Source organism: Bacteroides propionicigenes, assembly GCF_018390535.1.
GTDB classification, from domain to species: domain Bacteria; phylum Bacteroidota; class Bacteroidia; order Bacteroidales; family Bacteroidaceae; genus Bacteroides; species Bacteroides propionicigenes.
This window is the reverse complement of the sequence record NZ_JAHBBW010000001.1, coordinates 1-26,767: the sequence shown is the minus strand read 5'-3', so window position 1 is coordinate 26,767 and position 26,767 is coordinate 1. Positions and strand designations below refer to the sequence as shown.

At 42.1% G+C, this 26,767-nt stretch carries 23 protein-coding genes and 1 tRNA gene; 6 read left to right on the top strand and 18 right to left on the bottom strand.

What is annotated here, in order from left to right; translation table 11 throughout:
* Window positions 1-5: 5 nt before the first annotated feature.
* Window positions 6-1,244 carry a hypothetical protein gene (locus KG118_RS00120; protein ID WP_213388316.1) on the top strand — a complete coding sequence of 413 codons (1,239 nt, stop codon included), beginning with the start codon at window positions 6-8 and terminating at the stop codon, window positions 1,242-1,244.
* Window positions 1,245-1,429: 185 nt separating this feature from the next.
* Here the strand turns inward: KG118_RS00120 and KG118_RS00115 are convergent, their stop codons facing one another.
* On the bottom strand, window positions 1,430-2,572 hold the full coding sequence (locus tag KG118_RS00115) for a site-specific integrase (protein ID WP_213388314.1): 1,143 nt from the start codon (window positions 2,570-2,572) through the stop codon (window positions 1,430-1,432).
* Between the two features lie 531 nt (window positions 2,573-3,103).
* On the opposite strand from KG118_RS00115, the gene KG118_RS00110 reads away from it, so the two are divergent.
* Together KG118_RS00110 and KG118_RS00105 are read left to right on the top strand one after the other, a co-directional pair.
* The gene (locus KG118_RS00110; RefSeq protein WP_005636744.1) at window positions 3,104-4,447 is read left to right on the top strand and encodes an AAA family ATPase; all 1,344 of its coding nucleotides are present in this window, start codon (window positions 3,104-3,106) and stop codon (window positions 4,445-4,447) included.
* Window positions 4,448-4,656: 209 nt separating this feature from the next.
* Window positions 4,657-5,877, top strand: a complete 1,221-nt coding sequence (locus KG118_RS00105) for an IS256 family transposase (protein WP_005650368.1) — start codon at window positions 4,657-4,659, stop codon at window positions 5,875-5,877.
* A gap of 2,254 nt (window positions 5,878-8,131) precedes the next feature.
* Here KG118_RS00105 and KG118_RS00100 read toward each other — a convergent pair.
* The 8 genes from KG118_RS00100 to mobA all read right to left on the bottom strand — a co-directional run bounded on the left by KG118_RS00100 (window position 8,132) and on the right by mobA (window position 16,573).
* Window positions 8,132-8,371 carry a hypothetical protein gene (locus tag KG118_RS00100; protein ID WP_004347709.1) on the bottom strand — a complete coding sequence of 80 codons (240 nt, stop codon included), beginning with the start codon at window positions 8,369-8,371 and terminating at the stop codon, window positions 8,132-8,134.
* 204 nt (window positions 8,372-8,575) lie between these two features.
* A complete protein-coding gene (locus KG118_RS00095; protein WP_005636754.1) occupies window positions 8,576-9,898 on the bottom strand; it encodes a sigma-54-dependent transcriptional regulator in 1,323 nt (440 codons plus the stop codon).
* Window positions 9,891-12,200, bottom strand: coding sequence for a hybrid sensor histidine kinase/response regulator (locus KG118_RS00090; RefSeq protein WP_005636755.1), 2,310 nt, complete (start codon window positions 12,198-12,200; stop codon window positions 9,891-9,893). The genes KG118_RS00095 and KG118_RS00090 overlap by 8 nt, the downstream gene beginning before the upstream one ends.
* Window positions 12,197-12,823 (bottom strand): CatB-related O-acetyltransferase, encoded by a 627-nt coding sequence (locus KG118_RS00085; protein ID WP_005636756.1) that lies wholly within the window; start codon window positions 12,821-12,823, stop codon window positions 12,197-12,199. The genes KG118_RS00090 and KG118_RS00085 overlap by 4 nt, the downstream gene beginning before the upstream one ends.
* Window positions 12,824-12,835: 12 nt before the next feature.
* The gene (locus tag KG118_RS00080; RefSeq protein WP_172676538.1) at window positions 12,836-14,125 is read right to left on the bottom strand and encodes an MATE family efflux transporter; all 1,290 of its coding nucleotides are present in this window, start codon (window positions 14,123-14,125) and stop codon (window positions 12,836-12,838) included.
* A gap of 250 nt (window positions 14,126-14,375) precedes the next feature.
* Window positions 14,376-14,996 (bottom strand): CatA-like O-acetyltransferase, family 2, encoded by a 621-nt coding sequence (locus KG118_RS00075; protein WP_005636760.1) that lies wholly within the window; start codon window positions 14,994-14,996, stop codon window positions 14,376-14,378.
* Between the two features lie 80 nt (window positions 14,997-15,076).
* Window positions 15,077-15,898: a helix-turn-helix domain-containing protein gene (locus KG118_RS00070; RefSeq protein ID WP_005636762.1), complete on the bottom strand. Its 822-nt coding sequence runs from the start codon at window positions 15,896-15,898 to the stop codon at window positions 15,077-15,079.
* A gap of 252 nt (window positions 15,899-16,150) precedes the next feature.
* The gene (mobA, locus tag KG118_RS00065; protein WP_005636763.1) at window positions 16,151-16,573 is read right to left on the bottom strand and encodes a conjugal transfer protein MobA; all 423 of its coding nucleotides are present in this window, start codon (window positions 16,571-16,573) and stop codon (window positions 16,151-16,153) included.
* Window positions 16,574-17,363: 790 nt separating this feature from the next.
* On the opposite strand from mobA, the gene KG118_RS00060 reads away from it, so the two are divergent.
* Together KG118_RS00060 and KG118_RS00055 are read left to right on the top strand one after the other, a co-directional pair.
* Window positions 17,364-17,675, top strand: coding sequence for a helix-turn-helix domain-containing protein (locus tag KG118_RS00060; RefSeq protein ID WP_039849936.1), 312 nt, complete (start codon window positions 17,364-17,366; stop codon window positions 17,673-17,675).
* Between the two features lie 53 nt (window positions 17,676-17,728).
* Window positions 17,729-18,034, top strand: coding sequence for a helix-turn-helix domain-containing protein (locus KG118_RS00055; RefSeq protein ID WP_005636771.1), 306 nt, complete (start codon window positions 17,729-17,731; stop codon window positions 18,032-18,034).
* Between the two features lie 150 nt (window positions 18,035-18,184).
* Here the strand turns inward: KG118_RS00055 and KG118_RS00050 are convergent, their stop codons facing one another.
* From KG118_RS00050 to sppA, 8 genes are all read right to left on the bottom strand, one after another.
* Window positions 18,185-18,409 (bottom strand): hypothetical protein, encoded by a 225-nt coding sequence (locus KG118_RS00050; RefSeq protein ID WP_167454922.1) that lies wholly within the window; start codon window positions 18,407-18,409, stop codon window positions 18,185-18,187.
* Window positions 18,378-18,752, bottom strand: coding sequence for a hypothetical protein (locus KG118_RS00045; protein WP_005636776.1), 375 nt, complete (start codon window positions 18,750-18,752; stop codon window positions 18,378-18,380). Before KG118_RS00045 ends, KG118_RS00050 begins: the two co-directional genes overlap by 32 nt.
* Before the next feature lie 2 nt (window positions 18,753-18,754).
* Complete coding sequence (locus KG118_RS00040) at window positions 18,755-19,990, bottom strand: site-specific integrase (RefSeq protein WP_005636778.1); 1,236 nt, start codon at window positions 19,988-19,990, stop codon at window positions 18,755-18,757.
* 243 nt (window positions 19,991-20,233) lie between these two features.
* A tRNA-Phe gene (locus tag KG118_RS00035) sits at window positions 20,234-20,306 on the bottom strand.
* Between the two features lie 152 nt (window positions 20,307-20,458).
* Entirely contained in the window at window positions 20,459-21,517 is a 1,059-nt protein-coding gene (thiL, locus tag KG118_RS00030; RefSeq protein WP_117712866.1) for a thiamine-phosphate kinase, read from the bottom strand.
* A 74-nt stretch (window positions 21,518-21,591) separates the two neighbouring features.
* Entirely contained in the window at window positions 21,592-22,401 is an 810-nt protein-coding gene (locus tag KG118_RS00025; RefSeq protein ID WP_117712933.1) for a purine-nucleoside phosphorylase, read from the bottom strand.
* Window positions 22,358-23,461: a tetraacyldisaccharide 4'-kinase gene (lpxK, locus tag KG118_RS00020; protein WP_117712865.1), complete on the bottom strand. Its 1,104-nt coding sequence runs from the start codon at window positions 23,459-23,461 to the stop codon at window positions 22,358-22,360. Before lpxK ends, KG118_RS00025 begins: the two co-directional genes overlap by 44 nt.
* Before the next feature lie 6 nt (window positions 23,462-23,467).
* Window positions 23,468-25,234 (bottom strand): signal peptide peptidase SppA, encoded by a 1,767-nt coding sequence (gene sppA / locus KG118_RS00015; protein WP_117712864.1) that lies wholly within the window; start codon window positions 25,232-25,234, stop codon window positions 23,468-23,470.
* 322 nt (window positions 25,235-25,556) lie between these two features.
* Here sppA and KG118_RS00010 point away from each other — a divergent pair, with 322 nt between their 5' ends.
* Window positions 25,557-26,165, top strand: coding sequence for an HU family DNA-binding protein (locus tag KG118_RS00010; protein WP_117712863.1), 609 nt, complete (start codon window positions 25,557-25,559; stop codon window positions 26,163-26,165).
* 382 nt (window positions 26,166-26,547) lie between these two features.
* Here KG118_RS00010 and KG118_RS00005 read toward each other — a convergent pair.
* The coding region (locus KG118_RS00005; protein WP_394369726.1) for a hypothetical protein at window positions 26,548-26,767 on the bottom strand (220 nt) is incomplete at its 5' end.

Below are 26,767 nucleotides of genomic sequence, written 5' to 3'. Positions count from 1 at the left end.
TAACTATGAGAACAATAAGATTATTAGCAACCTCATTATTGGTTGCATTAAGCATGGGAGTTAGTTCCTGTGGGGATGATGAATTGGAGGTAAATCCCCCGACAACATCTGGAGGTGAAACATCGTTAGAGCTTATTTGCAAAGAATATGGAATTACAGACTATAAGGATATTGATTTATTCAACTATTCCATCCATGCAGATAATACAGTAATAAACAAGGAGCAAGCCAATTTCACTGGATTGAAGGATAATCATTTATGGGTTGCTACTTACCATAATTCGACTAAGGAAAAATTAGCAGAGGGTATATGTAGCTCTGAGTTCCAACTTTCATGTAAAGTTTTTAAAGAGTTTGAAGGATATAAGGATATGACTATATCTAATATAACTCCAATGTGGAATTATATTATAAATCCATCCCAATTCATTACAATATCTGCATATAGTTTTAAAGAAGATGCAACAGCATCGTTATATAGTACACTCTTTTATAACAATGGTAAATCTAAAGAAATCAGAGGGCTTGGAGATGACAACGTCTTCAATTGGTACGACAATAGTGTACTCATAAGAGATTATTGCTATACTTTGGATGGTGACAGCATTTGTGCATTCACTATACCAACAGGTGATGGTGTTGGAATGGATGCTGTGGAAGTTTATGCACCCTTATCTCATAGTGAAGTTATCTATCGTTGGTTTGACGAAGATGGGGCTTTTATTGGAAGATGGAATGGTACAACAAAACAGAGCATTTGGCTTACTGAGTTGAAGGAGCTATCAAACTTTATCTACAATGACCAATATAAAGTTGATTTCAAATTATCTGACAGTTCTACTAATATTTGGAAATTTGAAGCTACCATAACCTCTTATGATGGAGACAAGAACACACTTAATTATGAAATAGATATTGATAATGGCACAATCAAAGGACAGGATGATTATGCTTCTCTTGTTATTGGCAAATGGAGGATGACAAGCGGTGATGCAGTTGCTACCCATGTTACTTATAAGAGTGATGGTACATTTGAATATACAAGTACAGAAAATAGCTCTTATAAGGAAGTGGGTAAGTACAAGATAGACGGTAACAAACTCTATGAAATGTTTAGCGATGAAGATGAATGGATTATCAGTGATATTCTATTACTTAATTCAATGACTTTATCAGTACAGGAATTGGAATCTGATGGAGTAACACCTACAGGGCAGAAGTGCTCTTATCAGAGAGTGGAATAAGGTACTTATTCATATTGATTAAGAGAGCAGCAGATATATTATTTGTTGCTCTCGTTGCATAGATACCATATCCATTTTGCCATACATATAAACTTCTTAATCTGTTGTTAGATTAACAGTTGCCCAGTAATGGTTTTACAATCAATTAGTTATGCTTGAATTTATTTTAGTAGTACCTGCTAATGTTAAATATTTGTATTGGTATGACCGAGCATTTTGGCTACATTTTCCAATGATACATTGTTGGCTAAAGCGACAACGGTTGAAAATGTATGCCGTCCGGTATGCGTGGTTAAATTCTTTTTAATACCGCATAAATCAGCAATTTCTTTCAAATAACTGTTTAGCTTTTGGTTGCATGGAACGGGTAACAATGTTCCTTTCTTTTTCGCCAGTGGATACCCTTTGTATTTCTCCAATATGGCTAAAGGTATATCCAAAAGAGGAATGTTGCACATGACTTTAGTTTTCTGTCTTGCTTTCCTAATCCATAAATTCCCTTGATTATCAGATACAAGATGTTCTGCTTTTAATTCAGATACATCTATGAAAGCTAACCCCGTGAAGCATTGGAATAGAAAAATATCACGTACTAAATCTAAACGAGGAACATCAAAAACTTTGTTTTGCATGATTTCTAATTCTTCTTTGGTTAGAAACTCTTTGTGTACTTCCTGCTCATGGAAACGGATATTGATAAACGGGTCTTTTTCCATCCAATCATTCGCTAATGCCATGTTGGTGATTTTCTTCACTACCTTCATATAACGGATTACTGTATTCTCCTGCAAGTTCTTCCTTGTTTTCAGGAAATGAATATAGTCCTGAATGATGGCATGGCTTATTTCTTTCATGGGAATATCCTTTAGGTGATACTTTTTCAAAGCCATCTCTTTGAAATACCGTAAACAAGTATCAAAGCGGGAGATAGTTACTTTGGCGTAATCCTTGCCAATCAACTCACGACATTTGTCGTTATGTTCCTGAAAAACTTCAAAGAACATCAGGTGTTTCTCATCCAGCCCGAGAAATCTACGTTTTACTTCCATCGGATTGATAAGTTTTCCTGCATCTTCCATTTCTCTATGAATGACTAACAATCGAAGTTTGACCGATTGGAGATAGCGGTTAGTCTCCATTGATGTAGCATCCTTACCGGTACAGCGTTCTTTCGCTTGATTCCATTGTGTAGGCATTACATCCCGTTTGAGTTGTAATTCGGTGAGTTGCCCCTCAATTGTAATGCGCAACATGATGGGCGTTTCACCAGATTTCTTTAATTTGGTTTTCCTAATAAAGAAAAGCACATTAAAAGTCTGTCGTTTCATACTCTAAAAATTAATGGTTTAAAGTTACTGAATCGTGCAGAATAGCAAGAGTTAAACGATAAGACAATCAATGACTTATGATACAATTCGTGGTCAATTTCTTCAAGACCTAAATTGGTCACGATTTAGACCAACGGAACTGCATAATTTTGCTAAAAATGTGGGAGTTTGAGGAAAAAGAAAATCCCTGAAATGTTTAATTTTCAGGGATTTACCAAATTTGAAGTCTTTTAAAAGTGGTGCCACCAGGAATCGTAATTTGTTTCCAAGTGGCTGAATATCACTAATTTTCAAAAGCTACTCAACTGTAATCTCCTCCGTTTGCTCCACCAGTGACTTGCTGTGTTTTGCTTATCATTACAGCGGATGATTTCGTAACACAAAAGTAATAAACTTAATCGAATTGGCAAATTAGTAACCGAAAAAATACAATACAGAGCCTTTTAAGAATATTTTCTTGAGTTTTTTTCTGTTTGTGTTGCATGGTTGCTCGAAAATGATTATCTTTGCACATATAAAAAAGTATATCTTATGATTGAATCATTAACTGTCACAAACTTTTATTGCTTTAAGGAGCGTACAACAATTCTATTTACGGCGAAAAAAGAGCGTAATAGAATGTTGGATAATAATTTTTGTGGGTTTACGACTCAAAACAAGATAAATATCTTAAAACTAGTATTTTTATTAGGGAATAATGGTGCTGGAAAGAGTAAAATTCTGAGCGCATTTGATGCATTACAGTATCTTATTGCCCAAATTCGTGAACGTAAAGATGAATCTTTACGTTATAGGCCATTTGCTTTTGACGAAGAATGTTTAAACAAGCCATCTGAAATAGAGATAGTATATCATATTAATGATTCACGGTATTTATATAGTATTAAATGGGATAAATATGCTATATATGAGGAGATTTTAGATGAATTACGAACCAAAACTAATATCAATCTATTTCATCGTTGGTATGATAAAGTTAGTGACATCGTAAAAGTTGACTTTACAGATAAAATACAAGTTAGTGATAATGAGAATTATATTATCAGCAGTTCGTTATTGAAAAATAATTCAGTATTTAGTACTATTATTAAAACGAATATTTCTCATGCGTTGCTAAATTCACATTTGTTATTTTTTATGGAAGGTTTTGAAATTGTTGATTTAGAAGATGTTGATTTAAATGAAGAACTTCCTGATGATAAAACAGAAAATAGCAAACAATTAAAAAATGTCATTTGTTCGTTTTTAAAATCTGTAGATACTAATATAATGTCATATGAGAAATTGAAAATTGATGTAGAGTATCCTGCTGAGTTATTGCAAAAACTAAAGTCATTGTCGGACAAACAAGAAGCAGAGTTAAGAATGCTGTTTAGGATGGATGAGGAAAAACACATTGTGAATACGTTTCATCGTTTGGATAAAAAAACAGGAAATAGAAGAGGGCGTTTGCCGCTATCAGAACAATCTGATGGCACTAAGGAGATACTTCGATTTTTAATTGTATTAGATGAGGCTATTAGAAAAGAGAAAACGATAATTTTAGATGATTATAGTAGTGGAGTTCAAAGAAATACGTTGAATCAGCTACTGAAATTTTTTTTAGGGGCGGCACAAAATGCTCAACTAATAATATCAACTCAAGATTATAGTTTATTGGATTTTGATATTATAAGAAGAGATTCTATCCGTTTTTTGGTAAAGGATGACATTGCTTCTGCTCATGTTCAATCTATTAATTTATCATTACTGCATAAGAATTCTAGTTTACATCATTATGTAAGCAAAATGAATGTATACGAGCAGTTACCCAAAATGGATGAAGCATTATTTGAAGAACTGTTGAGAATGTACAAAATTATTGCTATGAGATAGTTGGGTATCGTCATTCGGTAAATCCATATGTTAATCAAAAAAGCGAAATCAATTTGTAATCAATAAAAACTAATAACACCTTAAAGGTCTGTTTGGAAGCAAGTTCTCGATATGTGGCACTATAAAATATTTTGTGTAAATGGAAAATACGGGATTCAAGTTTGAGTCTCGTATTTTTTATTTTATAGATTTGCAAAATGAAGAAGATTATGAAAGAAAAGAATCAAGTAGTGCCCGATGAGGTGTTAAGCAAGGAGTTCCTTAGCCAGTTCAAGACAGAAGCGGATGTGAGCAAGTTTCTGAAACAGTTGCATGCCCAGGTGCTGGAGAAGATGCTTGAAGGCGAAATGGATGCCCATTTGGGCTATGAAAAGAATTCTGTGACAGGGAACAATACCGGCAACTCCCGGAATGGCAGTTATCCGAAGAAAATCCAGACCGAACATGGAGAGTCTGTCATTTCTATTCCACGTGACCGTAACGGCCAGTTTGAGCCGATAGCAGTGCCCAAACATGAAAGTCGTGGACTTTCTATAGAAAAGCTCGTTATCTCCCTATACGCCAAAGGAATGAGCGTTTCTGACATAGAGGAAGAGATGCGTGAGATTTATGAAATAGAGCTCTCTACATCGGCCATTTCCATCATTACCAACAAAGTCAATCAGGCTGCCCAGGAGTGGCAGAACCGTCCCCTTGATCCTGTTTGCCTGATAGTCTGGATGGACGGTATTGTCTTCAAGGTACGGGATAACGGCAAGATCATAAACAAGACCGTTTACCTTTGCGTCGGACTGAAACAGAACGGCCTGAAGGAAGTTCTTGGCATGTGGGTTGGCAAATCGGAAAGCTCTTCTTTCTGGATGGGTGTCCTGACCGACTTAAAAGCCCGTGGAGTGCAGGATATACTGATTACCTGTACCGACAATCTGAATGGATTTACGGATACTATCCGCAGTGTATTCCCTCAGTCATCCACTCAAGTCTGTGTGGTACATCAGATCAGAAATTCCTGTAAATATGTCGTTTATAAGGATAAGAAAGAGTTTACAGCGGATATGAAGAATATCTATAATGCACCCAACAAAGAGGTTGCAGCCACAGAACTTGACAATCTGGAAAAGAAATGGGGAGGAAAGTATCCTTATGCTATACTTTCATGGAGAAACAACTGGGATGATTTGACTGTTTTCTTCCAATTCCCGCTGGAAATCAGAAAAATAATCTGCACAACCAATCTCATTGAGAACCTGAATGGAAAAATCAGAAAGTACACGAAATCAAAACTTTCATTTCCTTCGGACGATGCTGTAAAAAAGACCGTATATCTTTCGCTTATGGAGATTGAAAAGAAATGGACAATGCCTATTTCAAACTGGGGCTTGATTATGAATCAATTTATGCTTATGTTTGAAAACAGAATCCAGATATAAGAACAAACTTACAACTGAATCCTGTTTTCATTTACACAAAATTCTGGACAGTGTCCGATATGTTTTTTCTACTTTTGTTTTCTGATTTCGAAAACTATCTTTCGTACGCACTGTTCGGTATACAGCGATTTCTATTTTGAGGTAGTAGTCAATTAGTTCCACAAACTAATCCTACGCAACTTGTCATTAGAAGCAATTGACTGTGTGTTGCATGCCAATAACCAAGGGAGTGTTTCTCTCCGATGTGCTTACCAGTCAAGAACACTGCGTTTCTTTAGAAGCGTAACTTTTGCCTTGACTTTCTTCCATGCATTTCCAAATGCACATACATATCCAGTGCCTTAACCATTCGTTTGCATCAATACCGAGACGTTTTATCTATGTAAGATATAATATTCAGTCTATACTCTTATATAATGAGCTTCTACTTCCTAATTTCGTACCCCATTACAGACTTGGTAACTCTTAGAGTTTGGCTTTCATCTTAATTAAAGATGTATACTCGGAAGGCATTCTCTCCTCATTACATAAAAAGGATATTCCAAGAACTCTACTTTTCTTACATACGATACAACAATCTTTTTACGGTTCACTTTAAGGAAGAGTTTGCTTTCTATGAACCGAGTTATTGACTCCTTTACACATTGGACACTACGTTTGGATTTACTGAATATCAGCGCAGCGTTTGCTTAATAAGTAATAGGATGTTCACATCTTTCAGGTTCCTATCCAGTTCATTGGTATGATATTCCCCAGTAGAGGACTTAAAGAACCTCTTGGGGGACTCTCTTGGGTGCTCATTTCGAACAATTCTTCGTTTATTATGTCACTACGCAGATATTTGTGTATCAGATTTATTACACCTTTCCATATTTTACGCCGCGACTGAGTATTTTTATTAGTTTACTATGACTTACCATGTCAAAGAAGCGTTCGAGGTCGAAGTCAACTACGTACTTATCTTCATCCACTATCTTTTGTGTTCTCCGCAGGGCATCACGTCCCCCCCCTCTTTTTTTGGGGGGGGGATAACCGTAATTTGTTTTAGGAAACTGACGCTTGTATAGTGGGGACAATATTTGATTTAAAGTTTGTTACACAAGTCGGTCTATTACAATCTAGGTGTTCTGAAGGCGTTTCTTGCTATCATCCTTAAGGTTTTCTACTCTAAAACCGGGTAGGAACAATAAGTACCGGGCTGCAAGGAACATATTAACTCGTTTTTATTTATCAGGAGGTCTTTTCTTATTTTGTGTTTTTCTGTGTTGTTTATTGTAGGGAAATTCAGTAATTAATAGGGCCGAAAGGGTGAATATATGATAATATATTGTCTGTAGTTGAGTTTTTTTCGGTAAACTATTTGTGATATTGAAAAAAAGTCATATATTTGCAAACGAAAACATCTTCCAAGGGGGGGGAGTCTTGGAAGATGTTTATACCAAGTTCTACTTGGAGGATACTTATCCTTTAAATAAGTGGCCAAGTATGGCTGGTCAGGTGCCTACAAATATTCACTAAATCATATATAATATGACAGCAAAAACAGGAGAAAAATGTCCAGTAAGTGGTGTTTGGAAAGTTGATGGCTTTCCTACAACGACGGCACCTATTGCGAAAGGCAACACAATGCCTCCCTACTGTGGTAAAGCGGTAACTTGGAGACTAATCCAATACGCTTAATTTTTAATGATGAAAGTTTTGGCAGGTATGTCAAACCTGCTAGAACTTTCAAATCATCAAAACAATTAATGTTGTTATCGTTATATAGCAAAGCGATAACCAACAAGGCGAATTATTATCCCTGAAGAACGATGGCTATAGGTAATGAGTATAACATTAATAGGCTGCAAAAGTAATAATTCGTTTAAAAGTATGCAAGTAATATTGTAAAAAAGCCGAGCCGTCACTTTATTTTAATGATTATGGGCATAAAACCTGGTCCTAAAAGAATTGCCGTGTCAACAGGTAAACCAGACAGAAGGCAAAGGGATAATAAGAAGACTCCTGGCAATACGCCATCTCTTAAACCTCACAATCACAAAAAAGGTGATTAAAAAATGGCGTTCAATTTAAAGTGAACGCTAAAATTATACTATTGTGATTTACTATTTTTATATTTTGTAATGAATAAGAGAGAGGAGTCCTTTTTTTAGGAATTTGCCTCTGCTACAGTTATCTGAGCAGGGGTAAATCTTTCTATTTAGCATTATGACATTCTCTATCATAGCTTTATTCTTGATAAAATGATATTATATTATTTTGTCATTGATTCAATGAATGAAATCTCTTCATCTGATAGTTTGTATTTAGCATAGAGTTGTGTATCTATCTCAGAAATACTTTTGCTCCAATCAATATAAGATTCATCTGTAAAGTTTTGTAATGGAACAAAACGAAAAACGTCTTGTGACACTTGCATTGTTCCTCTTCCAAAAAACAAGAGTATTCTGAAAAAATTGGATTTAATATATTTGTTTACATTTTGCTGTTTCACATTTGTTGCACTAACTAATGTATGATTGATATCAATAAATTACAAGCTAATAATAGAGATATAGGTAATGGTTTAGAAACCACCTGTCTTCATCATTTTGCATGATTCCCAATCATTTCAAACAGCTCAATACGAAGATAATATTATTTTGAGAATTAACCAAATTCTGATAATCAAAATCATACAAATCCAGTGAATTACTGGCTATGGTTGCTGAAATTTATACTTCAATCCATATTCTTCCAGTTTGTTGTACAGCGTCGTGCGTCCTATCCCGAGCAGTTCGGCGGCAACCTTGCGGTTCCCGTTCGCCTGCTTCAACGCGCGTAAGATACGCTCCTTGTCTTCCGCATCGCTGCGCAGGGCGAAGCTGACGGGTGAGGTCGCCCTCGTCACGGCAAGTTCCAGATGCTCTTTCGTGACAAGACCCGTCTGTGCCTGCAACACCGCGCCCATGATTTTCTGACGAAGCTCGCGGACATTGCCCGGCCACGCATGGGTCAGCAATGTCTTTCGGGCTTCTCCGTCAAAGCCGATGACATCGCATTCCAGTTCCTGATTTGCATTTTCACGGAAGAACTCAGCCAAAGGCATGACGTCCTCCTGACAGTCGCGCAACAGCGGGACGGTTATCTCGAAGTCATGCAGGCGGTATAATAGATCCTGCCGGAAACGCTTTTCATTGACCGCTTTCTCCAGATCCTCGTTGGTGGCGGCGATGATGCGGACATTGAAACTACGGTCAGTTCTGTCACCTACCGGACGGTATCTCCGTTCCTGTATGGCACGCAGAAGCATCTGCTGGGTTTCCGGTGCGAGGTTGCCCACCTCGTCCAAAAACAGCGTGCCGCCTTCCGCCTCATGGAAATAACCTTTCCTGGCACTGTCCGCACCCGTGAACGCCCCTCTGACGTGTCCGAAGAAAGCCGACGGCGCAAGCTCTTTGGTGAGCGATCCGCAGTCCACAGCAACGAACGGCTTTCCTGCCCGCTTGCCCTTGTCGTGCAGCAGGTGGGCGATATGCTCCTTGCCCGTGCCGTTCTCACCGAATATCAGCACGCTCATGTCGGTTGGTGCTACCAGCCTTATCCGCTTCATGATGGCTTGAAACGCCGAGCCGTCACGCGAGAACAGAGGCATACGGCTTCGTCCGATATTTCGTTCTTTTAATATGGTACGGAACAGGGGGACGAGTTTGTCTTCCACAAGCTGCTTGGGTATGTAGTCCAGCGAGCCGAGTTTCATGCTTTCAACCGCCGTATGCACTTCGGCATAGTCGGTCATAATGACAAAGGGCTGCATCCTGCCCTCCTTGCGCATCCAGCGCAGCAGGTCGATACCGTTGCCGTCGGGCAGGCGCAGGTCGGAAACCACGATGTCACCGTCTGTGGCTTGTTGCAGATATTTCTTCGCTGTCGAGAGGTGGAAAGCCTGCACGGTGCGGAATCCCTCGCGTGCCAGCAGGTTGCAGACAAACTCGCAATACACGATGTTGTCCTCCACCACGATGATTTTTGTCTTATCCATTTTCGTATTTTCTCCTTTCTTCTTTTGCCAGCCGGATGATTTCCGAACCCTTATCCAGTACAGCTTTTACAGCATTGCCAATTGTTTTATCGTCAGGTGTACCATCACAATGAAGCAGTTTATAAAGTTTCCTTAACGGTTGGTCGGTACGGAGTATCTCCCACGAGCTGCGCAGGTGGTGTGTCAGGGCGTCCAGTTCCTGAAGGTCTTTCCGTTGTTCTGCATTCCTGACCGACTGTATTTCCTTTTCAGTTTCCGTTATCAGTTTCTCCAGCATGACGGCTTCATTCCCGTATGACAGCAGGGAGGTGAAATCCGGCTTTTCATTCCGGTTGCCTTTCATGGCGCATTTGTCTGAAACCTCCAACAGTTCCGATATGGAGAACGGTTTGAGCAGGCAACCGGAGAAACCACGTTCCATAAGTTCCTCCTTGCTGCAACTGCCCGAAGCGGTTGTCACGACTACCGGGATAGTCTTTGAATTGCCAACGTTGGAGGTGCGTAGCAGTTCCAACAGCTCGAAACCGTTGATTTCCGGCATGTTCAGATCCGTCAGAAGCAGGCTGTATTCCTTTTTTCGTATCAGTTCCATCAGTTCCGCAGCATCGGTGCAGGTATCGCAATGTATTTCTTCTTGGGCATACATTTCTTTCAACATAAGGAGCAATACCTCGTCATTGTCGATGGCTATCACATCGTGGAATGTACGGTCATGATGAATCCGTGTTTGATTTATCTGTTCCGGCAGTTCTTCGGCTGTCTGCATGGGTATTTCCACCGTAAAACGGCTACCTTTGCCTTTCTCGCTCTCCAGCCATATCGTGCCGCCGAGCATTGTCACGATACGCTGAACGATGGAAAGTCCCAGTCCGAAGCCGTCTTTTGCAGCGGCGTTTGCCAGACGCTCAAACGCGCTGAACACCCGTTGCTGTTCCTCTTCGGTCATACCTGTGCCCGTATCTTCGACGATAAGTTTCAGGACACCGTTATCGTAGTCTGTTGTCAGAGAAACGCCACCGTTCTCCGTGAACTTGATGGCGTTTGACAGCAGGTTATTGCCGATTTGCAGGATACGTTCCTTGTCGGTCAGGACGACTGTATCCGTTTGATTGGTTATGGCAAGAGCCAGCCCCTTGTTCATGGCGATGGGCGTAAACTCCGTTTCAAGAATGTGCGTGATTGCCGAAATCCGGCAAGGAGAAATATTCGGCTGCTCCTTGCCGTTATCCAAGCAGAAGAAACTCAGCAGGGTGTTGAGCATTTCGCGCATACGGTCGGAGGATTGCCGGATATTACAGATATAACGCCCGATTCGTTCTATGTCATTCTCTTTTTCCACCATTCCGGCATAACCCGTTATCGCTGTCAGCGGCGTGCGCAGTTCATGCGTGATAGTATGTACCGCTTTCTTGCGGGAGGCTATCAGTGCCTCGTTTTTCTCTACCGCTTGTTGTAGCTGTTTGATTAAATTTGTCGTTTCCCGTTTGTACCGCTTGATACGGTTAGTATTTCGGTGAATTATGATATATGAAATGATTAATAGAAGAAGAACGAACCCTGTCAAGCCGCCGATTTGTATAAATGATTGCTCACGCATTGCGGCTATCTCTGTTTCTCGCTTTTGAAGGTCGGCTTGTACTTTCCTGTCTATTTGGCAAATCAAACCTTGTAACAGACGGTTAAGTTCTGCATTCCGTGCAGCAAGGCTGTCGGTGTGTTCCGACAGACGGCGGCTTTGCGCCCGTTGCTCGGCTATCATGTTCCGGTTGAGGGAACGGAGCATTGTTGTGGTCACGGTTGGCTTTGGCTTTTCTTTCTTGCCGAATATGCCGAGAAATCCTTTCCGCTTCGGTTTTTGCGGCTGTTCCTGTACACTTTTCTGTACGATTATGGGTACTTGACGAGTGATCTTATCATTGGTGGCTTGTTGCTGTTCAAATACCTGCACGATTTGACGCATTTGTCGTTCCTTATCTTCAAGAAGATGGCGTACACTGTCTATGCGCTCTGTCGGATAAATCGTTTTGAAACGGCATAGCATACTGTCCATTGCCATTCGTTGATAATGGTAATGTTCCAAATCTGCATATTCCCATTCCAATACTGTCTCGCCCGATAAAGAAAGTTCAATAAGAAGAACAAATATTTTGTGCGATTCTTGGCGAAAAGTATCTATATGACGATTTTGAACTTCCAATTTCTCTAAATCGCACCATTCTTTATACCAAATATACATTATGCCGATAACCAATAATGCCATCAGCAAATAGCCGAGTGAAATTAGATTCTTGATTGATTTCATACTGCCTGTAATTTATCCCAACGTCCATCTTTCAGATAAGGCAAAAATTCCCGTATCTTATCTACCGACCAGTTCCACCATTTCAAAGTCTGCATCTGTTCTATTATATCAGAACTGAACCGCTTTCGTATCTCCTTTGCGGGGATACCACCTACAATGGTATAGGGCGGAACATCTTTCGTCACAACCGCCCTTGTACCAACAATAGCCCCGTCACCGATATGGACACCAGCCATAATAACGGCTTCATAGCCTATCCATACATCATTGCCTATTACGATGTCGCCTTTGTTGTCCCAAGCGGAAGCCACATTTGCCTTATCCAATTCCCAATCTTCATAAAACAGCGGGAACGTGTAAGTCGATAGTGATTTCAGGGTATGGTTGGCACAGTTGAACAGAAATTTTGCTCCACAAGCAATAGAACAGAACTTTCCAATTATCAGCCGTTCGTGGTTAATGGGATAATGATACAATACGTTGTTTTGCTCAAACAGACACGGGTCTGAAATAAAGTCATTGTAAATGGTATAGTCGCCTATTTCGATAGACGGGTCTTTTACGACAGCATTCAAATAAACGGTTTGCGTGTCACCCTTGCGGGGATATATCTTGTTCATCATAATTTTCAGTTCTTAGTATTGTTTATATTTAAGATAAATGACGGCTTGTGTACCAAGCAGCATTACGTATAAGTATTCCACTGCCCAATATGCCGCTAATGGAGCATCACAAAAATCTAATCCCCATAAGCAGAACAGATAAGCAATAGTAGTTATCACCTGAAAAATGAATACCGTCCGAGTCGCTCCCGTTCCTGTTGTAGCATTCAGATAGACGTAACCGGGTAGTGCAAAGAAGTAATTCAATAGCATGACAAGAAAAGGCGGCCATGCAAGCTGTATGATAGCGGGATTTTCCGTATAAGCCCCTATAATGTGCTGGTGAAAGAACAACGCAAAAACAATCAATGGAATGCCTATTGCATATCCTAAACGGATAATCTTATGGCAAAGCGGAAAAACTTGTTTCTTTTCACCTGCTCCAATCAGGTTACTCACCAAAGAACCGGTGACACCAGCCAACGCATTGACGATAACGGAAAACAGTGCGGAAACACTTCTTACAATGTTCGATACAGCCAATTCTGTTTCTCCCAAACGTTCGATAGCCACGAAGAACAGAAACCAAATGGCTACACTTGTAAAGAACTGGAGCATACTCCATACCGAGATAGAAAATACCTCTTTCAATATAGTTATATCAATATGCCAGTATAAGCCATATGCTTTTTTATCAATGTGCCGAAACATATATGCAGCCAATACAGCCAGCGAACACATTTCGGCAAATGAAGATGCGATAGCCACTCCCGATATACCCATGTCTAAGCCGAATATCAGGAGCCAGTTCATCGGAATGTTCATCAGTACGGCAGTGAAAGCTGCCATGTTCAGAGCTTTTGTCTGTGTGATGCCTACCAAAAACGAGCGTAACGCAAGGAACGGGAAAGAGAACAACAATCCCCAAATACGCCAATCCAAATAGCGGATAACCGCATTATAAACATCATCCGAAGTTATCAGATGTTTCAACAGAACGGGAGAAAATATCTTGGATAGCAGACAGAGGAGTACCGCCAGTATTAGCAAGAAAAACAATCCCTGAAAGAACGTTTTTCCCGTTTCCGCATACTGCTGTTCTCCGTTACGGCGGGCAATTACCACTTGCAACCCTAAACTGAACCCGAAGCCAAGCATATAAATTGCCAAGAACCATATTCCGGCAAGGGCAGATGCGCCCAGTTCCACATCACCCACATGCCCTAAAAACAAAGCATCGGTAATATTTATCAGTTGTTCGATAAGGATGCTCATCATTACAGGAAAAGCGATGAGCCAGATTTTCTTATAGGTATAATTCATTTGTTCAAACCAATATGATACAATACATCCTGCCGCTTTAAGCAGCACGACAATCTTATAGATTTATAATAAGGGATAATGACAAAACAATGACAGGCAAACTTAAAAACATAAGCCTGTCTATTGCTGAATAGCAATAATTGGAAGTGCTATTCGTTGAGCGTAGCTATATGCACAACTGCCATTTCATATTGTTGAACAACTATTTATTTTTCTGTTAGTTCTGCAAAGATAGCGTTTTTCCCTGAACTTATATTCTCAATTTATCAATTTCTTTCTGAACCCCGTCTAAAAAGCGGGAAGCGTGCGCCCCGTCCATTTGCGTGTGGTGGAACTGGAAAGAAACGGTAAGTGTCGTTTTCAGCAGGCGGCGCTTGTATTTGCCCCAAATGAGGAACGGATTATTAAAAATGCCGCTATACATCCCGACAGCCCCGTCTATTTCATATTGTGCCAATGCGGAAGTTCCGATAACCATGCTTTCCGTCAAGTCGTGATTGACGCAACTTTCAGCCACTTGTTTGGTAAGTCGCAGATAGTGTTGATTAAATAAAGATAAATCATCGCAGAAAGGAATATCACACGAACTTACCTCGCCCTTTCTGTTGGCGACAATGGTGTTTACTGCAATGGTGTCGTACTGCATCAGTTTACCGCCAACGGGCAGCATATAAAATTCTTTCACGTCCCTTGCGGCTTTGCCGATACACCAGCACATCAACATATTAAACTTCATGCCCGATTTCCGGCTGATTTTCGCAAGGCGTGACACGTTAAGTGTCTTAAAGAACGTCACCATCGGCATGGGTGCGTTCATCCACATTTCAAAGGCGTATGCCCGGCTGGTTTCTTGGGGATTTACTTCTTTCATACTTAATGCTATTTTCGTTCAATGAATCAGGTAGCAAAAGTAGGAGAAGCGCTTGACCTCGGATAGAACAAACGGGACATTTATACGGGATTGGTGAACAAATCGGAATATGGATTTGATACTTTCAGCAAAGACACGGGCGTATATCCGCAGAATTTCTTGAACTCCCGGATAAAGTGCGACTGATCGGCATAGCCGCTGGCGTATGCTATTTGTGCCTGGTTGATTTCTTTGCCCGCTTGATGCTGCATCTGCGCCAAAGCCTTTTGGAAGCGGACGATACGGGTATATTCCTTGGGATTGATGCCTACAAATGAATGAAACAACCGCTCGAACTGTTTTTTACTTAGGCAGGCAATGGAAGATAATTCGTTTACAGAGATTTGCGGAGTAATATATATTCGCTGTATGGCGGCATCTATCCTTTTAATTCTGTATGTGGTATCAGCTAAATTATCGGCAATTTGTGACAACAGCCATTTTTCTATATAGCTTATGCAAATAGAATTATTCTCACAGTCGAATATTCGTGTAGCCAGTTCATTCAAACTTTTGTTTTCAAGGCTGTAACCGGACACTTCTTGATTGTAAAAGAGCGATGTCGGTATGTTCAGAAACATACTCATGGCGTGAGGGTGGAATACGACCACTATCATTTCTATATTTCCGTCTGCATATAGGTGTGACGAGAAATTAACTTGTCCGCTCACAGTCAGTTTGTCTTGTGTAACATTTAGTTCAGGGATATATAACGGTGCTTGTTTATGGAAAATGATTTGAGAGCAACCGATAGGAAAAGTCAGGGTATTCAAAAACTGGTTACTTTTGAATACCCAATAATATCTCACGTAAGGTTGCAATAGCTTACATGGTCTGTAAAAATCGAATTCTTCTTGAATCATTTTACAAAAATAGCAATTTCGTGTTGGTTACGAAGTAAAAAGAGGTAAATGAAACATAGAAACGACTGTGCATAATGACAAAGTCGTTTCTATGATAAGAATTATATTTTCAATCCTTTCGGTCGATTCCCATCTTTCGCATATAGTTCCGAACGTCCGATGATGATATGCCGGACCCTATGAAATTCTCGGCGTTTCGCGTTATTTCACAGGGTTGTGTATCTACCGTATTTTTTAGGTGTACAATGGAATTTATCCTTTCTGTTGTTCCCACTTGGCATACATCTCCTTTGAAAGTTCCACAATCTCCCGGCTCAGTTTCACAAGATCGATGGTATGTTTCTCCAACTTGTAGAGCAACGCCATCGCCTTCATCTCCGAAAAGTGGATGCGCAACTCTTTAACGACCTGATTGTAGTTCGTAGCGATGCCGCGGAACTGGGCATGAAAGTCGGACAGCTTGGTGTAGTATTCCAACATCACCTTGTCCACCTTCAACACTTTGAATTTCTGTCCGAAGAAATGCGCCTTGAGAAAGACGGCTTTCGCATACACGTTCGATTCCTCGTACATCGTCAGGAACCTGTTCCACTCCACATCATCGAAGCGCACCATCACGCAGTGCGTCTTCGGATTCAACTTGGGATTTCTCCCGTACTTGCTCTTCTTTTTCATTCTTCTTATTCTTTTAATTTTATGGCTTGTCCATTGTTTAATCTTTGATTAAGGAACCCCGAAATTATCCGACTGCGGAGGATAATTCTGCCCACGGCAGTGCTGGGATTTTCAGTTACTCGGAATCATTCGAGTAACTGAAAATATACCTTGCTGTGTCTTTGAGGACACAAGAATCCTCCGCTTGTCGGATTGGAATAATACTTTTCAAACTCCGGATTGCTCCATCTGCGGGACCCTTACCGTTTGGGTGCAAAGTTACGCTCTTAATACAGTATCGGACAGAGGTTTGAATCGGACAATGGCTGCCTATCAGCGCAATATACTGCCACTTGTCGAAATGCAGGTTCAATCATTTTCTTATTCAAGTGGACAATAATTCAAAAAATGAAAAACCGGAATACATGAAAAACGAGAAATTCAAACACTTATCAAAAGGATTTATCGAATACCTGCCAAAACGAGTATTGAAGAAAATAAAACAATGGTTGTCCGGCAATTTGATGATACATTGATTTAATGATTTCATGACGTAATGTTGTCACTCTCCAAACAACCAAAACTTTGTTTCAACACACAACCATATATATTAAATAAGCGGATTATGAAATAGCCAACCTTTCCGTTTGGACGGCATTCATGCGAAAAGAACCGTTTCTGTATAATCTCCCCAGACAATGGCTGCCGTATCGGCGCAACACGCTGCCACTTTTTGAAAATCCATTGCAAGGCAGTAGATTATATATTCCTTTGTAGCAAAAGAAAACAGTAACAATAAAAAGTTATGTATATGGAAATCGTATCAATTGAAAGAAAGACTTTTGAGGCGATGGTCGCCAAGTTCGACTGTTTCGTCAGTCGCATGGATATCATCTGTCAGAGGCACGGAGAGAAGACAATGGGAGAGTGGATGGACAATCAGGACGTTTGCCGAATGCTCAACATCAGCGCACGCACATTGCAGACGCTTCGGGACAATGGGACGCTGGCTTACTCGCAGATAAACCACAAGACCTACTACCGTCCCGATGACGTACAGCGCATTGCTTCCGTTGTGGAGGACAGGCGCAAAGATGCAAAGTTCAAAGGAAGAACTATATAAACTTGATGAAATGAACGAAGTAAAATAACAATACCCACTAAATCCAAAATAACATGAATGAACTGATTAGCAAGGACAACGAGTGGATAATCCACTTCATGGGCAGTCTTGACCGTCTTTTGGACAGCTTCGAGCATCTGACCGCCAATTACCGACTGACACTGAACGGAGAGCGTTTCTTCACCGACAAGGAGGTGTCGGCACGGCTGAAAGTGAGCCGCCGGACACTTCAGGACTACCGCAACGAAGGGCGCATAGCCTATATCCAGTTAGGCGGTAAAATCCTCTACCGTGAATCCGACATTGAAAGGATGCTGGCTGACGGCTACCGCTCCGCTTACCGATTGATGGCAACCTGATTTTCTTGAAGGAGCGCAGTTTGCCGTCTGCCCTGTGATTGTGTTAACAACGGACTTTCGGCAAAAAGAAAAAGGAACGGCTTACGGATGGAGCATTAAAATCCCGCTTCGTCTGTAAGCTGTTCCTCTTTCCTGTCTTCTGATTTCCCATCAGTCGCTTGTTTCCGTTGCCGGATGCTCTTCAAGCGTATGGCAGGCAGTGGCAAGGTTTTCGGGCTGAATACGCTCCGCAGGAGGAAGATTCCGCCCGAAACGGCTCTGCCGCCCAACCTTGCCGCTGCCATCAAGCCATACGCTACCTTTGCATCCGTACATCGGGAACGAGTGGCTGACGGAATGAACCTCAACTATACCATCGGTTGTCGCCTCTGCCACAGGAAACAAACAATGTTATTATAGATGTTGCTTTGGTTGCACTCATTTTATTGATTATACACTGCCTGAACAAAATACTCTCTTTACTGCATATCCTGAATGCAACGGCTATAATCACTTCAATGTTATAGACATCGTAACTGATGCCATCCGGTTGCTTGAGATATTTCATCGTGTCAAATTCGTTCAGTTCTTTGCTCTTGTAAATGGTATGAATCGCCTTGCGGAGATCGCATGAGAACACCCCGAACAGGTCGGCTATCTCGAACTTGGTCATCCACACGGGTGCAGTCGGTATGGTGACTACACCTGTTTCACTGATTGTTATTATTCCTCTATCCATATCTATCGCATAACTTTAGACATTACGTTCTTTACATTATTCATATCGCGCAAAATGGAGGAATCCAACACACGTGCATAGTGCTGCGTCATTTTTATATTGGAATGGCCGAGCATTTTTGCCACATTCTCTATGCTCACACCGTTGGCGAGACATACAGAGGTCGCATACGAGTGCCGGGCTACATGTGTGGTCAAGGTCTTGTTTATCATACATAAGTCTGCGATTTCTTTCAGATAGCTGTTCATCTTCTGATTGCAGGGGACTGGCAGCAGTCTGTTTTTCTTTTGGCAAGCTGGATGTTCCGCATATTTACGGAGAATCTCCAATGGAATATCAAGCAAAGGAATGTTACACATGTTCTTCGTCTTTTGCCGAGGTTTGCGAATCCATAGGTTGCCATTAGAATCCTCCACGATATGTTCCGGTGCCAGTTGTTGTACGTCTATGAATGCTAATCCGGTGAATGCCGCAAAGGTGAAAACATCACGGACAATAGTGATACGCTCTAACGAAAACTCCTTGTGATAGATCGTGAGTAGTTCATCCATTGTCAAGAACTCACGGATAACCTCTTTCTCATGAAACTTGATGCCGATGAACGGATCTTTGGTAATCCATTCGTTAGCAAGCGCAAGATTGGTTATCTTCTTCAAGCACTTCATGTAGCGGATAACCGTATTCTGCTGGCACTCCTTTTCCGTTTTGAGATAGAATTCAAAAGAGCGTACCAGCTCTCCATTGACTTCCGATAATGGCAAATCCTCCTTGCCGTATTTCAGTTTGATAAGTTCTGCAAGATAACGCTTACAACTTTCATAACGGCGGACGGTAATCAGCGCATAGTCCTTTCCGACAAGTTCACGGCATTGGTCGTTATGCTCCTGCATGGTTCCGATAAGTGTACGGATAGCTTCAGAGGCTTTGTCTTGTCCGAAGAACTTTTCTTGCAACAGGCGAGCGGTGATGAATTGCCCTTGTTCTTCCAGTTCATTGAAAGTCTGGTGGAGTTTGATTCTTGCTTCCTCGATATAAGCATTCAAGTCGCAGGATTTACGGCTCTTGCCTTTGGCGCACTCCTTCGCCTGATTCCACAAGGCTGGTTCGATGCTCTTGCGGATATTGTTTTCCACTCGCGCACCGTTCACCGTGATGCGCATACACACGGAGGCTTCTCCGTTTTTCAGCAGTTTGGCTTTCTTGATAAAGAAAAGCACGTTGAATGAGTCTCTTTTCATGTTCCTACAGTTTTTCGTTGTACAAAAGTAGGAAACCATGCACGCTTTCTTGATACGCAAAATGTTGCAAATCAGAGAGAAGTAATCTTATTCGGTGGAGATTTGCGCTCCACCTCTTTTGCTCCACCTTTTGGAACACCAGCAACTGTAATATTCTGCCGTTTTTTGCGTCCTCTCGGAAAACAAAAAATCCCGATTTCGTTTGGAAATCAGGATTTTACTGTCTTTTGCTTTTCTTCTAAGTGGTGCCACCAGGAATCGAACCGGGGACACAAGGATTTTCAGTCCTTTGCTCTACCAACTGAGCTATGGCACCATTTCTATCTCTTTTGCGGTTGCAAAGGTAGTGAAAGTTTTGGACTATGCAAGCGGTTTAGGAATAAAAAACGCTGATAAAAGCTTATATAGCTAAGTATCAGCGTTTATTACTTTAGAAAAAATGCAGAAAAAATTTGTAAGCACTAACTTTTACAGTTCCTCACTCGGATTTTCAGTTTCCTCTTTGAGTGGATTCCATCCTTGTGCTTTCAGTTCAAATTCCTGTCCGTCACGGGTGATAAGGGCGCATCCCAATTCCGGTTTAGTGATATGTCCTATCAGCTTGATACCTTCTATTTCAGATACTTTTTCGTGGTCGGCAATGGGGACGGTGAACAGGAGCTCGTAATCTTCGCCACCGTTGAGGGCGCAAGTTGTCAGATTCATATTGAATTCCTCTGCCATAACAGCCGTTTGGTAGTCGATAGGGATATGCTCCTCATAAATGCGGCAACCAACTTTGCTTTGCGTGCAGATATGCAGCAATTCCGATGACAGGCCGTCGGAAACGTCCATCATGGAAGTAGGCAGAATACCCTCTTCTGCCAACTTTTGAATAATGTCACGACGGGCTTCCGGCTTCAGTTGTCGTTCCAGTAGATATTCTTTGCCTGTGAAGTCGGGTTGCAAATCTTTGTCACCGCCTTTGAGGACGCTTTTTTCCCGTTCCAATAATTGTAATCCCATATAGGCTGCGCCTAAGTCACCGGAAACGCAGATAAGGTCAGTCTCTTTGGCACCGTTGCGGTAAACAATTTTTCCTTTCTCACCTTCACCAATGCAAGTGATGCTGATAGTGAGCCCTGTATAGGAAGAAGACGTGTCGCCGCCTACAATATCCACTCCATATTCCTCACAGGCGAGACGGACTCCGGCATACAATTCTTCCATATCTTCTACGCTGAAACGCTTGGACAGGCCCAACGAAACGGTGATTTGCCGAGGTGTACCATTCATGGCATATATATCGGAAAAGTTTACGATGGCAGATTTATATCCCAAATGTTTTAAAGGTACATACGTTAAATCGAAATGTACACCCTCCAACAATAAATCGGTGGTGACCAGCACCTCTTTGTCCGCCGGGTAGGAGAGGACAGCAGCATCGTCGCCGATACCGTATTGACTTGATTTGTTCTTTAATTCAATACCCTCGGTCAGATGGCGGATGAGACCGAACTCACCGAGAGTTGCTATTTCTGTTCCCATTCTTTATTAGTTGATAGTTGAAAGTTAATAGCTATTACGTGCTTTACACTGCATAGCAACTTTCAACTGTTTATTTACGCTCTGTTAATCAATTCCCTCATAATCTCCGTCATTTTCGGCTGTGCGGCATCTGCGGCTTTCTGCACCTCTTCGTGAGAGACTTCTACAATCTTGCCTTCCACGCCCAAGTCCGTGATTACCGATACGCCGAATACTTTGATGCCGCAATGGTTCGCTACGATTACTTCGGGAACAGTAGACATACCCACTGCATCCGCACCCAGAATACGGAACATCTTGTATTCCGCCGGAGTTTCAAACGTAGGGCCTTGCGTGCCGATGTACACGCCGTGCTGCACCTTGATATCTTTTTCAGCAGCGATGGCATCCGCCTTGCGGATAAGTTCTTTGTCGTATGCTTCGCTCATATCCGGAAAGCGCGGGCCGTATGGAATGTTCCTGCCGTGCAACGGGTGTTCGGGGAAGAAGTTAATGTGATCGGTGATAATCATCAAGTCGCCGATTTCAAAATCAGGATTCGTGCCACCGCTGGCGTTAGAAACGAATAAGGTTTTGATACCCAATTCGCGCATCACACGTACGGGGAAAGTTACTTCCTTCATGGAATATCCTTCGTAGAAATGGAAACGCCCCTGCATGGCCAAAATATCTTTATCACCCAGCTTGCCGAAAATCAGTTTGCCGCTATGTCCCTCTACCGTCGAAACGGGGAAGTTGGGAATATCCTCATATTTTATTTCATACTTCTCGGTAATCTCGCCTGCAAGGCTGCCAAGTCCGGTTCCGAGGATAATTGCTGTCTCAGGCTGCGTGTGCATCTTACCTTTCAGATAAGTTGCAGTTTCTTGAATACGTTCTAACATAGCCAATAATGTTTTGGTTAAATATATATTGTTGATTTTGCAAAAACTCAATCTCAATGGGGAGCACATAAATATACGGTTTCAGCTCCTCGCTCAGGGCGGGATGCTCCTTTAATCGTGTAGCATCCTTCTCTGTCGTGATAATCAGTCTCTTACTTCCCTCCAACTGTGCAAACCGTTCTTTTATCAGTTGTAAGTCTTTCGTGCTGAAATCATGATGGTCGCCGAACTCCAATAGGTTGACGTTGGGGGTATATGATTTCACCTCCTCCGCCAGCGGGGCAGGGGAGGCGATACCTGTTACAAGCAGTACCTGTTCGTCTCCTGTGCACGAAAATCTTTCTTTTGCCTTCTCGGGGAACAACGGCATCAGTGAGCCGTAGCGGAATCTGGAGAAATACAATTGCTGATACGGATACAGATGCAGCCGTTTGGTGATGATGTTGAAGTCTATCGGCTTGATGTCGTCAGGGCATTTTGTGACGATAACTATCTGTGCGCGGTTCTTACCGCTTGCAGGCTCGCGAAGCCTGCCTGCAGGAAGCAATACGTCATCGCACAACAGACGGTGGTAGTCGGTCAGCAGAATATTCATCCCCGCCTTTACGTGGCGATGCTGGAAAGCATCATCCAGCAGTATGGCGTTCACAGGGGGATTTTCCAATTTCAGTAGCTGTTCAATGCCGTGACAGCGGTCTTCGTCTACCGCTACCCGTATGTTGGGGAACTTGCTCTTTATCTGATACGGTTCGTCACCGATTTTCCGCACACTGCTCTCGACGGTTGCCAGTACGTAGCCTTTGCTTTTTCGTTTGTAGCCGCGGCTCAGTGTAGCTACATTTATGCCCTCATTCTGTAATAGCTTTATCAGATACTCCGTATGCGGCGTCTTGCCCGTTCCGCCTACGGCAAGGTTGCCGACGCATATCACAGGAACGTCAAAACTCCTTGACCGGAGCCAGCCCCAGTCAAAGAGTTTGTTTCGCAAGCACACCCCTGTCCCGTAAAGCCAGGACAGGGGATATAGCCAATGATGTATTTTTACGGATGCATCTCTCATCTAAAGTTATTGTATGTTCAGTTCAAACGGTACACGTGCCTGTATGCGGTCTATCTTGTCGAAATTCTCAATGATGCTGAACTGGCGGTACACATCGCCCATTTTGCCGTTCAGCATACGTGCTTTGATGTAATTTCCCGGATTTGTATTCATCAGGTTCTCCAAGAAACCCTCTTTTTTCGGATAGTTCATTATGGTGTAAGCGTCCACACCCGATTTGGCGATGGCTATTTCCAGCGCCTTGTCCAAACCGCCCAGTTCGTCCACCAGTCCCAGTTCCTTAGCGGTGCTGCCGGTCCATACACGGCCTTGCGCTATCTTGTCCAGCTCTTCCATGCTGATGCCGCGTCCGTCGGAACAGCGGGTCAGGAAGAGTTCATAACCGTTGTTTACGTACATTTGCATCAATCCCTTTTCGCCGTCGTTCATCGGGCGGGTCAGGTTGCCGAAGTCGGCATAGGGGTTTGTCTTTACTACGTCGAAGTTCACACCGAGTTTTCCGGTCAGACCTTTGGCATTGGGCATCATGCCGAAGATGCCGATAGAACCGGTCAGCGTGGTAGGTTCGGCAACGATGGTGTCGGCGTTGCAGGAAATGTAATAACCGCCTGATGCAGCATAATCGCCCATGGATGCGATAACCGGCTTCTCTTTTTTCAGTTGCTCTACGGCATACCATATCTGCTCTGAACCGTAAGCGCTTCCGCCCGGAGAGTTCACACGCAGTACTACGGCTTTTACATTTTCGTCATCTTTCAGTTTGCGCAAGTCTCTGATGACCTTTTCGGAGTTGATGCTCTCTTCGGTGGAGGCGGATGAACCGCCGTCAATCTCACCATAGGCATAATATACGGCAATTATGTTTCCGCTCTTGTCTTTGGGTACATTCTTCTTCACGTTTATCATATCTTGAATACCCAGTACCGGCATCTTGTCGTCTTTGTCAATGCCCAACCGGCTTTTCAGATAATCACGTACATCATTCTTATATATTAAGGTGTCCACCAACCCGCTTTTCACACTCTCTTCTGCAGGATAGAACATCAGCATACGGTCGGCTTCCTTGTTCAGTGTCTCTACGGACAAGTTGCGCGATTCGGCAACGGCTCCCGTAATCTCTCCCCAGATGGAAGACAGGTATGCATTTATTTGCTCGCGGTTGGCGGGGCTCATTTCAGTAGAGATATACGGTTCTACTGCGGATTTGTATGTACCCACTTTGAATACTTGCATCTCCACGCCTATTTTCTCCAATAAATCCTTGACAAACATCGGGGTGGCTGCCAGTCCTCTCCATTCAAGCATACCTTTCGGGTTCAGCATCACTTTGTCTGCCACGCTGGACAGGTAATAAAGGCTCTGTGTATAGGCGTCGCCGTAAGCCACGATGAATTTGCCCGATTCCTTGAAATCTTTCAGTGCATTGCGGATTTCTTCCAACGAAGCAAATCCTGCACTCAGTGAGGTTGCTTGGAGGTAAATGCCTTTTATGTCTTCGTTCTCCTTTGCTTTTTTGATAGAGGAGAGGATATCGTCCAGTCCGTAGGTTTTGTAATCATCCTTCATAAGGAAGTCCAGCGGGTTTTCTTGACTGCGTTCGGTCAGTGCGCCGTTCAAATCCAGCATCATGACGGAATTTTTACGTACTAACGTTTCCGATTCCGAAGATGATACCATACTGAAAACTACGAGAATGCTGATGAAAAACAAAACGACACTCGATACGATAATACCTGTTACGGTGGCGAGCGTAAATTTCAAGAAATCTTTCATTGTCTTATTGCTTTTTTGTATGCTAACTTTTCAAGCTAACAAAGATAAATAATTAGGTTGATATTTTCCCTATCTGTCGCAAGGTTTTTCGGTTTTGTCACACGAAGGTTTTAAAATTTTATTTATACCGCCATGTTTATCCTTTATTTATATGTATTGTTCAGTCATTGTCATTATGCAGAAAGCTGATTTTACTTCACCTGTGGTACGAATAATTATTAGTACCTTTGTCTTTTATTTCTGTCGATTTCAGAGTTTGTCTTCCCGATATTCGCGGTTAGTCTTTCCCGGTTCTCGATAAATCACTAAAATATAGAATCTTATGAGTGTTTATTATGATTTTTATGAGACGCCGGTCCCGGAGGGTGAAGAACCGAAACCGCTTCATGCGCGCGTCTGTTCCAAAGGAACTATTTCCGGTAAGGACTTCATAGACCAAGTCTTTCGTGAGGAACATATGCCCCATGCCATGATTGTGGGTATTATGCAGGCCGTCTCCACTGCGCTTGGCGATAAGTTGGCCAATGGTTATACGGTAGAAATAGAAGGGCTTGGCTTCTTTAGCACTTCGCTGAAATGTACTCGGTCTGCCATGACGAAGAAAGATATTCGTGCTGAGTCAATCAAGATGTCTACGGTGAAGTTTCGTCCCAGCGTTGAGTTCAAACGTTATGTAGCCAACAAGATGAAACTTGAACGTGCCGATAAACGTTTTTTCTCGGAAAAACCGAAAGCGGTGGGAGATATGGATACTCGGAAACAATGTCTGCTGGATTTTTTGGATATCAATATCTGCATCACTCGTGCCGAGTATGCCCGTCTTGTCCGTGTAGCCAACCGACGTGCAATATCCGATTTGCAAGCGTTCGTCCGTTTCGGTGTTATACGTATGCGTGGCGCCGGCAGGTCTGTGGTCTATGTGAAGGCGTAATTTTAGTGTTTGTACGCGTATGTGTACGCGCCCGCATATATTATAATGTGCCGCCCTTTCTTCGGTTGCCGTCAGCGTTTAGAAAATATGCTTTACAACACATTTATCAATCAGCGAGTTACGAAAAAAATTCAATAAAATGTCAAAAAAGAGACAGATATATTTGGCTCATATCTTTAAATCCCCTACTTTTGCATCCGCTTTCGAGAACGAGAGCGGCGATAGATTGACATTCTGACAGAAACGGAGTAAGAACCCTTACTTTTTTCTTTTCCTTTGAGGCTGTTTCTTTCGAAACTTCCTCCTTCGAAAAGAAAAATGAAAAAAAACTTCCGATTTATTTGGAAGATATGAAATAAAGTTCTTACCTTTGCACCCGCTTTCAAAAAGAAAGCAAGCGTTGATTGAAATACTTTTTACAAGGCGGGCGGTAACGACATTCCTTTTTCTTTGTTCTCCCTTTCGCAAGAGAGACGACGAGAAAAAGAAAAAGAAAAAAAACTTCCGGAAATATTTGGAAGATATACTTAAAAGTCCTTACCTTTGCATCCGCTTTTGAAAAAGAAGAGCAACCGAAAAAGAAGCGATCTTTGAAGAGATTT

What these genes read in the sequence shown, in the direction of transcription:
- KG118_RS00120 (WP_213388316.1), top strand. Translation starts at nt 6, where the DNA reads ATGAGAACAATAAGATTATTAGCAACCTCATTATTGGTTGCATTAAGC.
- KG118_RS00115 (WP_213388314.1), bottom strand. Translation starts at nt 2,572, where the DNA reads ATGAAACGACAGACTTTTAATGTGCTTTTCTTTATTAGGAAAACCAAA.
- KG118_RS00110 (WP_005636744.1), top strand. Translation starts at nt 3,104, where the DNA reads ATGATTGAATCATTAACTGTCACAAACTTTTATTGCTTTAAGGAGCGT.
- KG118_RS00105 (WP_005650368.1), top strand. Translation starts at nt 4,657, where the DNA reads ATGAAAGAAAAGAATCAAGTAGTGCCCGATGAGGTGTTAAGCAAGGAG.
- KG118_RS00095 (WP_005636754.1), bottom strand. Translation starts at nt 9,898, where the DNA reads ATGGATAAGACAAAAATCATCGTGGTGGAGGACAACATCGTGTATTGC.
- KG118_RS00090 (WP_005636755.1), bottom strand. Translation starts at nt 12,200, where the DNA reads ATGAAATCAATCAAGAATCTAATTTCACTCGGCTATTTGCTGATGGCA.
- KG118_RS00085 (WP_005636756.1), bottom strand. Translation starts at nt 12,823, where the DNA reads ATGATGAACAAGATATATCCCCGCAAGGGTGACACGCAAACCGTTTAT.
- KG118_RS00080 (WP_172676538.1), bottom strand. Translation starts at nt 14,125, where the DNA reads ATGAATTATACCTATAAGAAAATCTGGCTCATCGCTTTTCCTGTAATG.
- KG118_RS00075 (WP_005636760.1), bottom strand. Translation starts at nt 14,996, where the DNA reads ATGAAAGAAGTAAATCCCCAAGAAACCAGCCGGGCATACGCCTTTGAA.
- KG118_RS00070 (WP_005636762.1), bottom strand. Translation starts at nt 15,898, where the DNA reads ATGATTCAAGAAGAATTCGATTTTTACAGACCATGTAAGCTATTGCAA.
- mobA (WP_005636763.1), bottom strand. Translation starts at nt 16,573, where the DNA reads ATGAAAAAGAAGAGCAAGTACGGGAGAAATCCCAAGTTGAATCCGAAG.
- KG118_RS00060 (WP_039849936.1), top strand. Translation starts at nt 17,364, where the DNA reads ATGGAAATCGTATCAATTGAAAGAAAGACTTTTGAGGCGATGGTCGCC.
- KG118_RS00055 (WP_005636771.1), top strand. Translation starts at nt 17,729, where the DNA reads ATGAATGAACTGATTAGCAAGGACAACGAGTGGATAATCCACTTCATG.
- KG118_RS00045 (WP_005636776.1), bottom strand. Translation starts at nt 18,752, where the DNA reads ATGGATAGAGGAATAATAACAATCAGTGAAACAGGTGTAGTCACCATA.
- KG118_RS00040 (WP_005636778.1), bottom strand. Translation starts at nt 19,990, where the DNA reads ATGAAAAGAGACTCATTCAACGTGCTTTTCTTTATCAAGAAAGCCAAA.
- thiL (WP_117712866.1), bottom strand. Translation starts at nt 21,517, where the DNA reads ATGGGAACAGAAATAGCAACTCTCGGTGAGTTCGGTCTCATCCGCCAT.
- KG118_RS00025 (WP_117712933.1), bottom strand. Translation starts at nt 22,401, where the DNA reads ATGTTAGAACGTATTCAAGAAACTGCAACTTATCTGAAAGGTAAGATG.
- lpxK (WP_117712865.1), bottom strand. Translation starts at nt 23,461, where the DNA reads ATGAGAGATGCATCCGTAAAAATACATCATTGGCTATATCCCCTGTCC.
- sppA (WP_117712864.1), bottom strand. Translation starts at nt 25,234, where the DNA reads ATGAAAGATTTCTTGAAATTTACGCTCGCCACCGTAACAGGTATTATC.
- KG118_RS00010 (WP_117712863.1), top strand. Translation starts at nt 25,557, where the DNA reads ATGAGTGTTTATTATGATTTTTATGAGACGCCGGTCCCGGAGGGTGAA.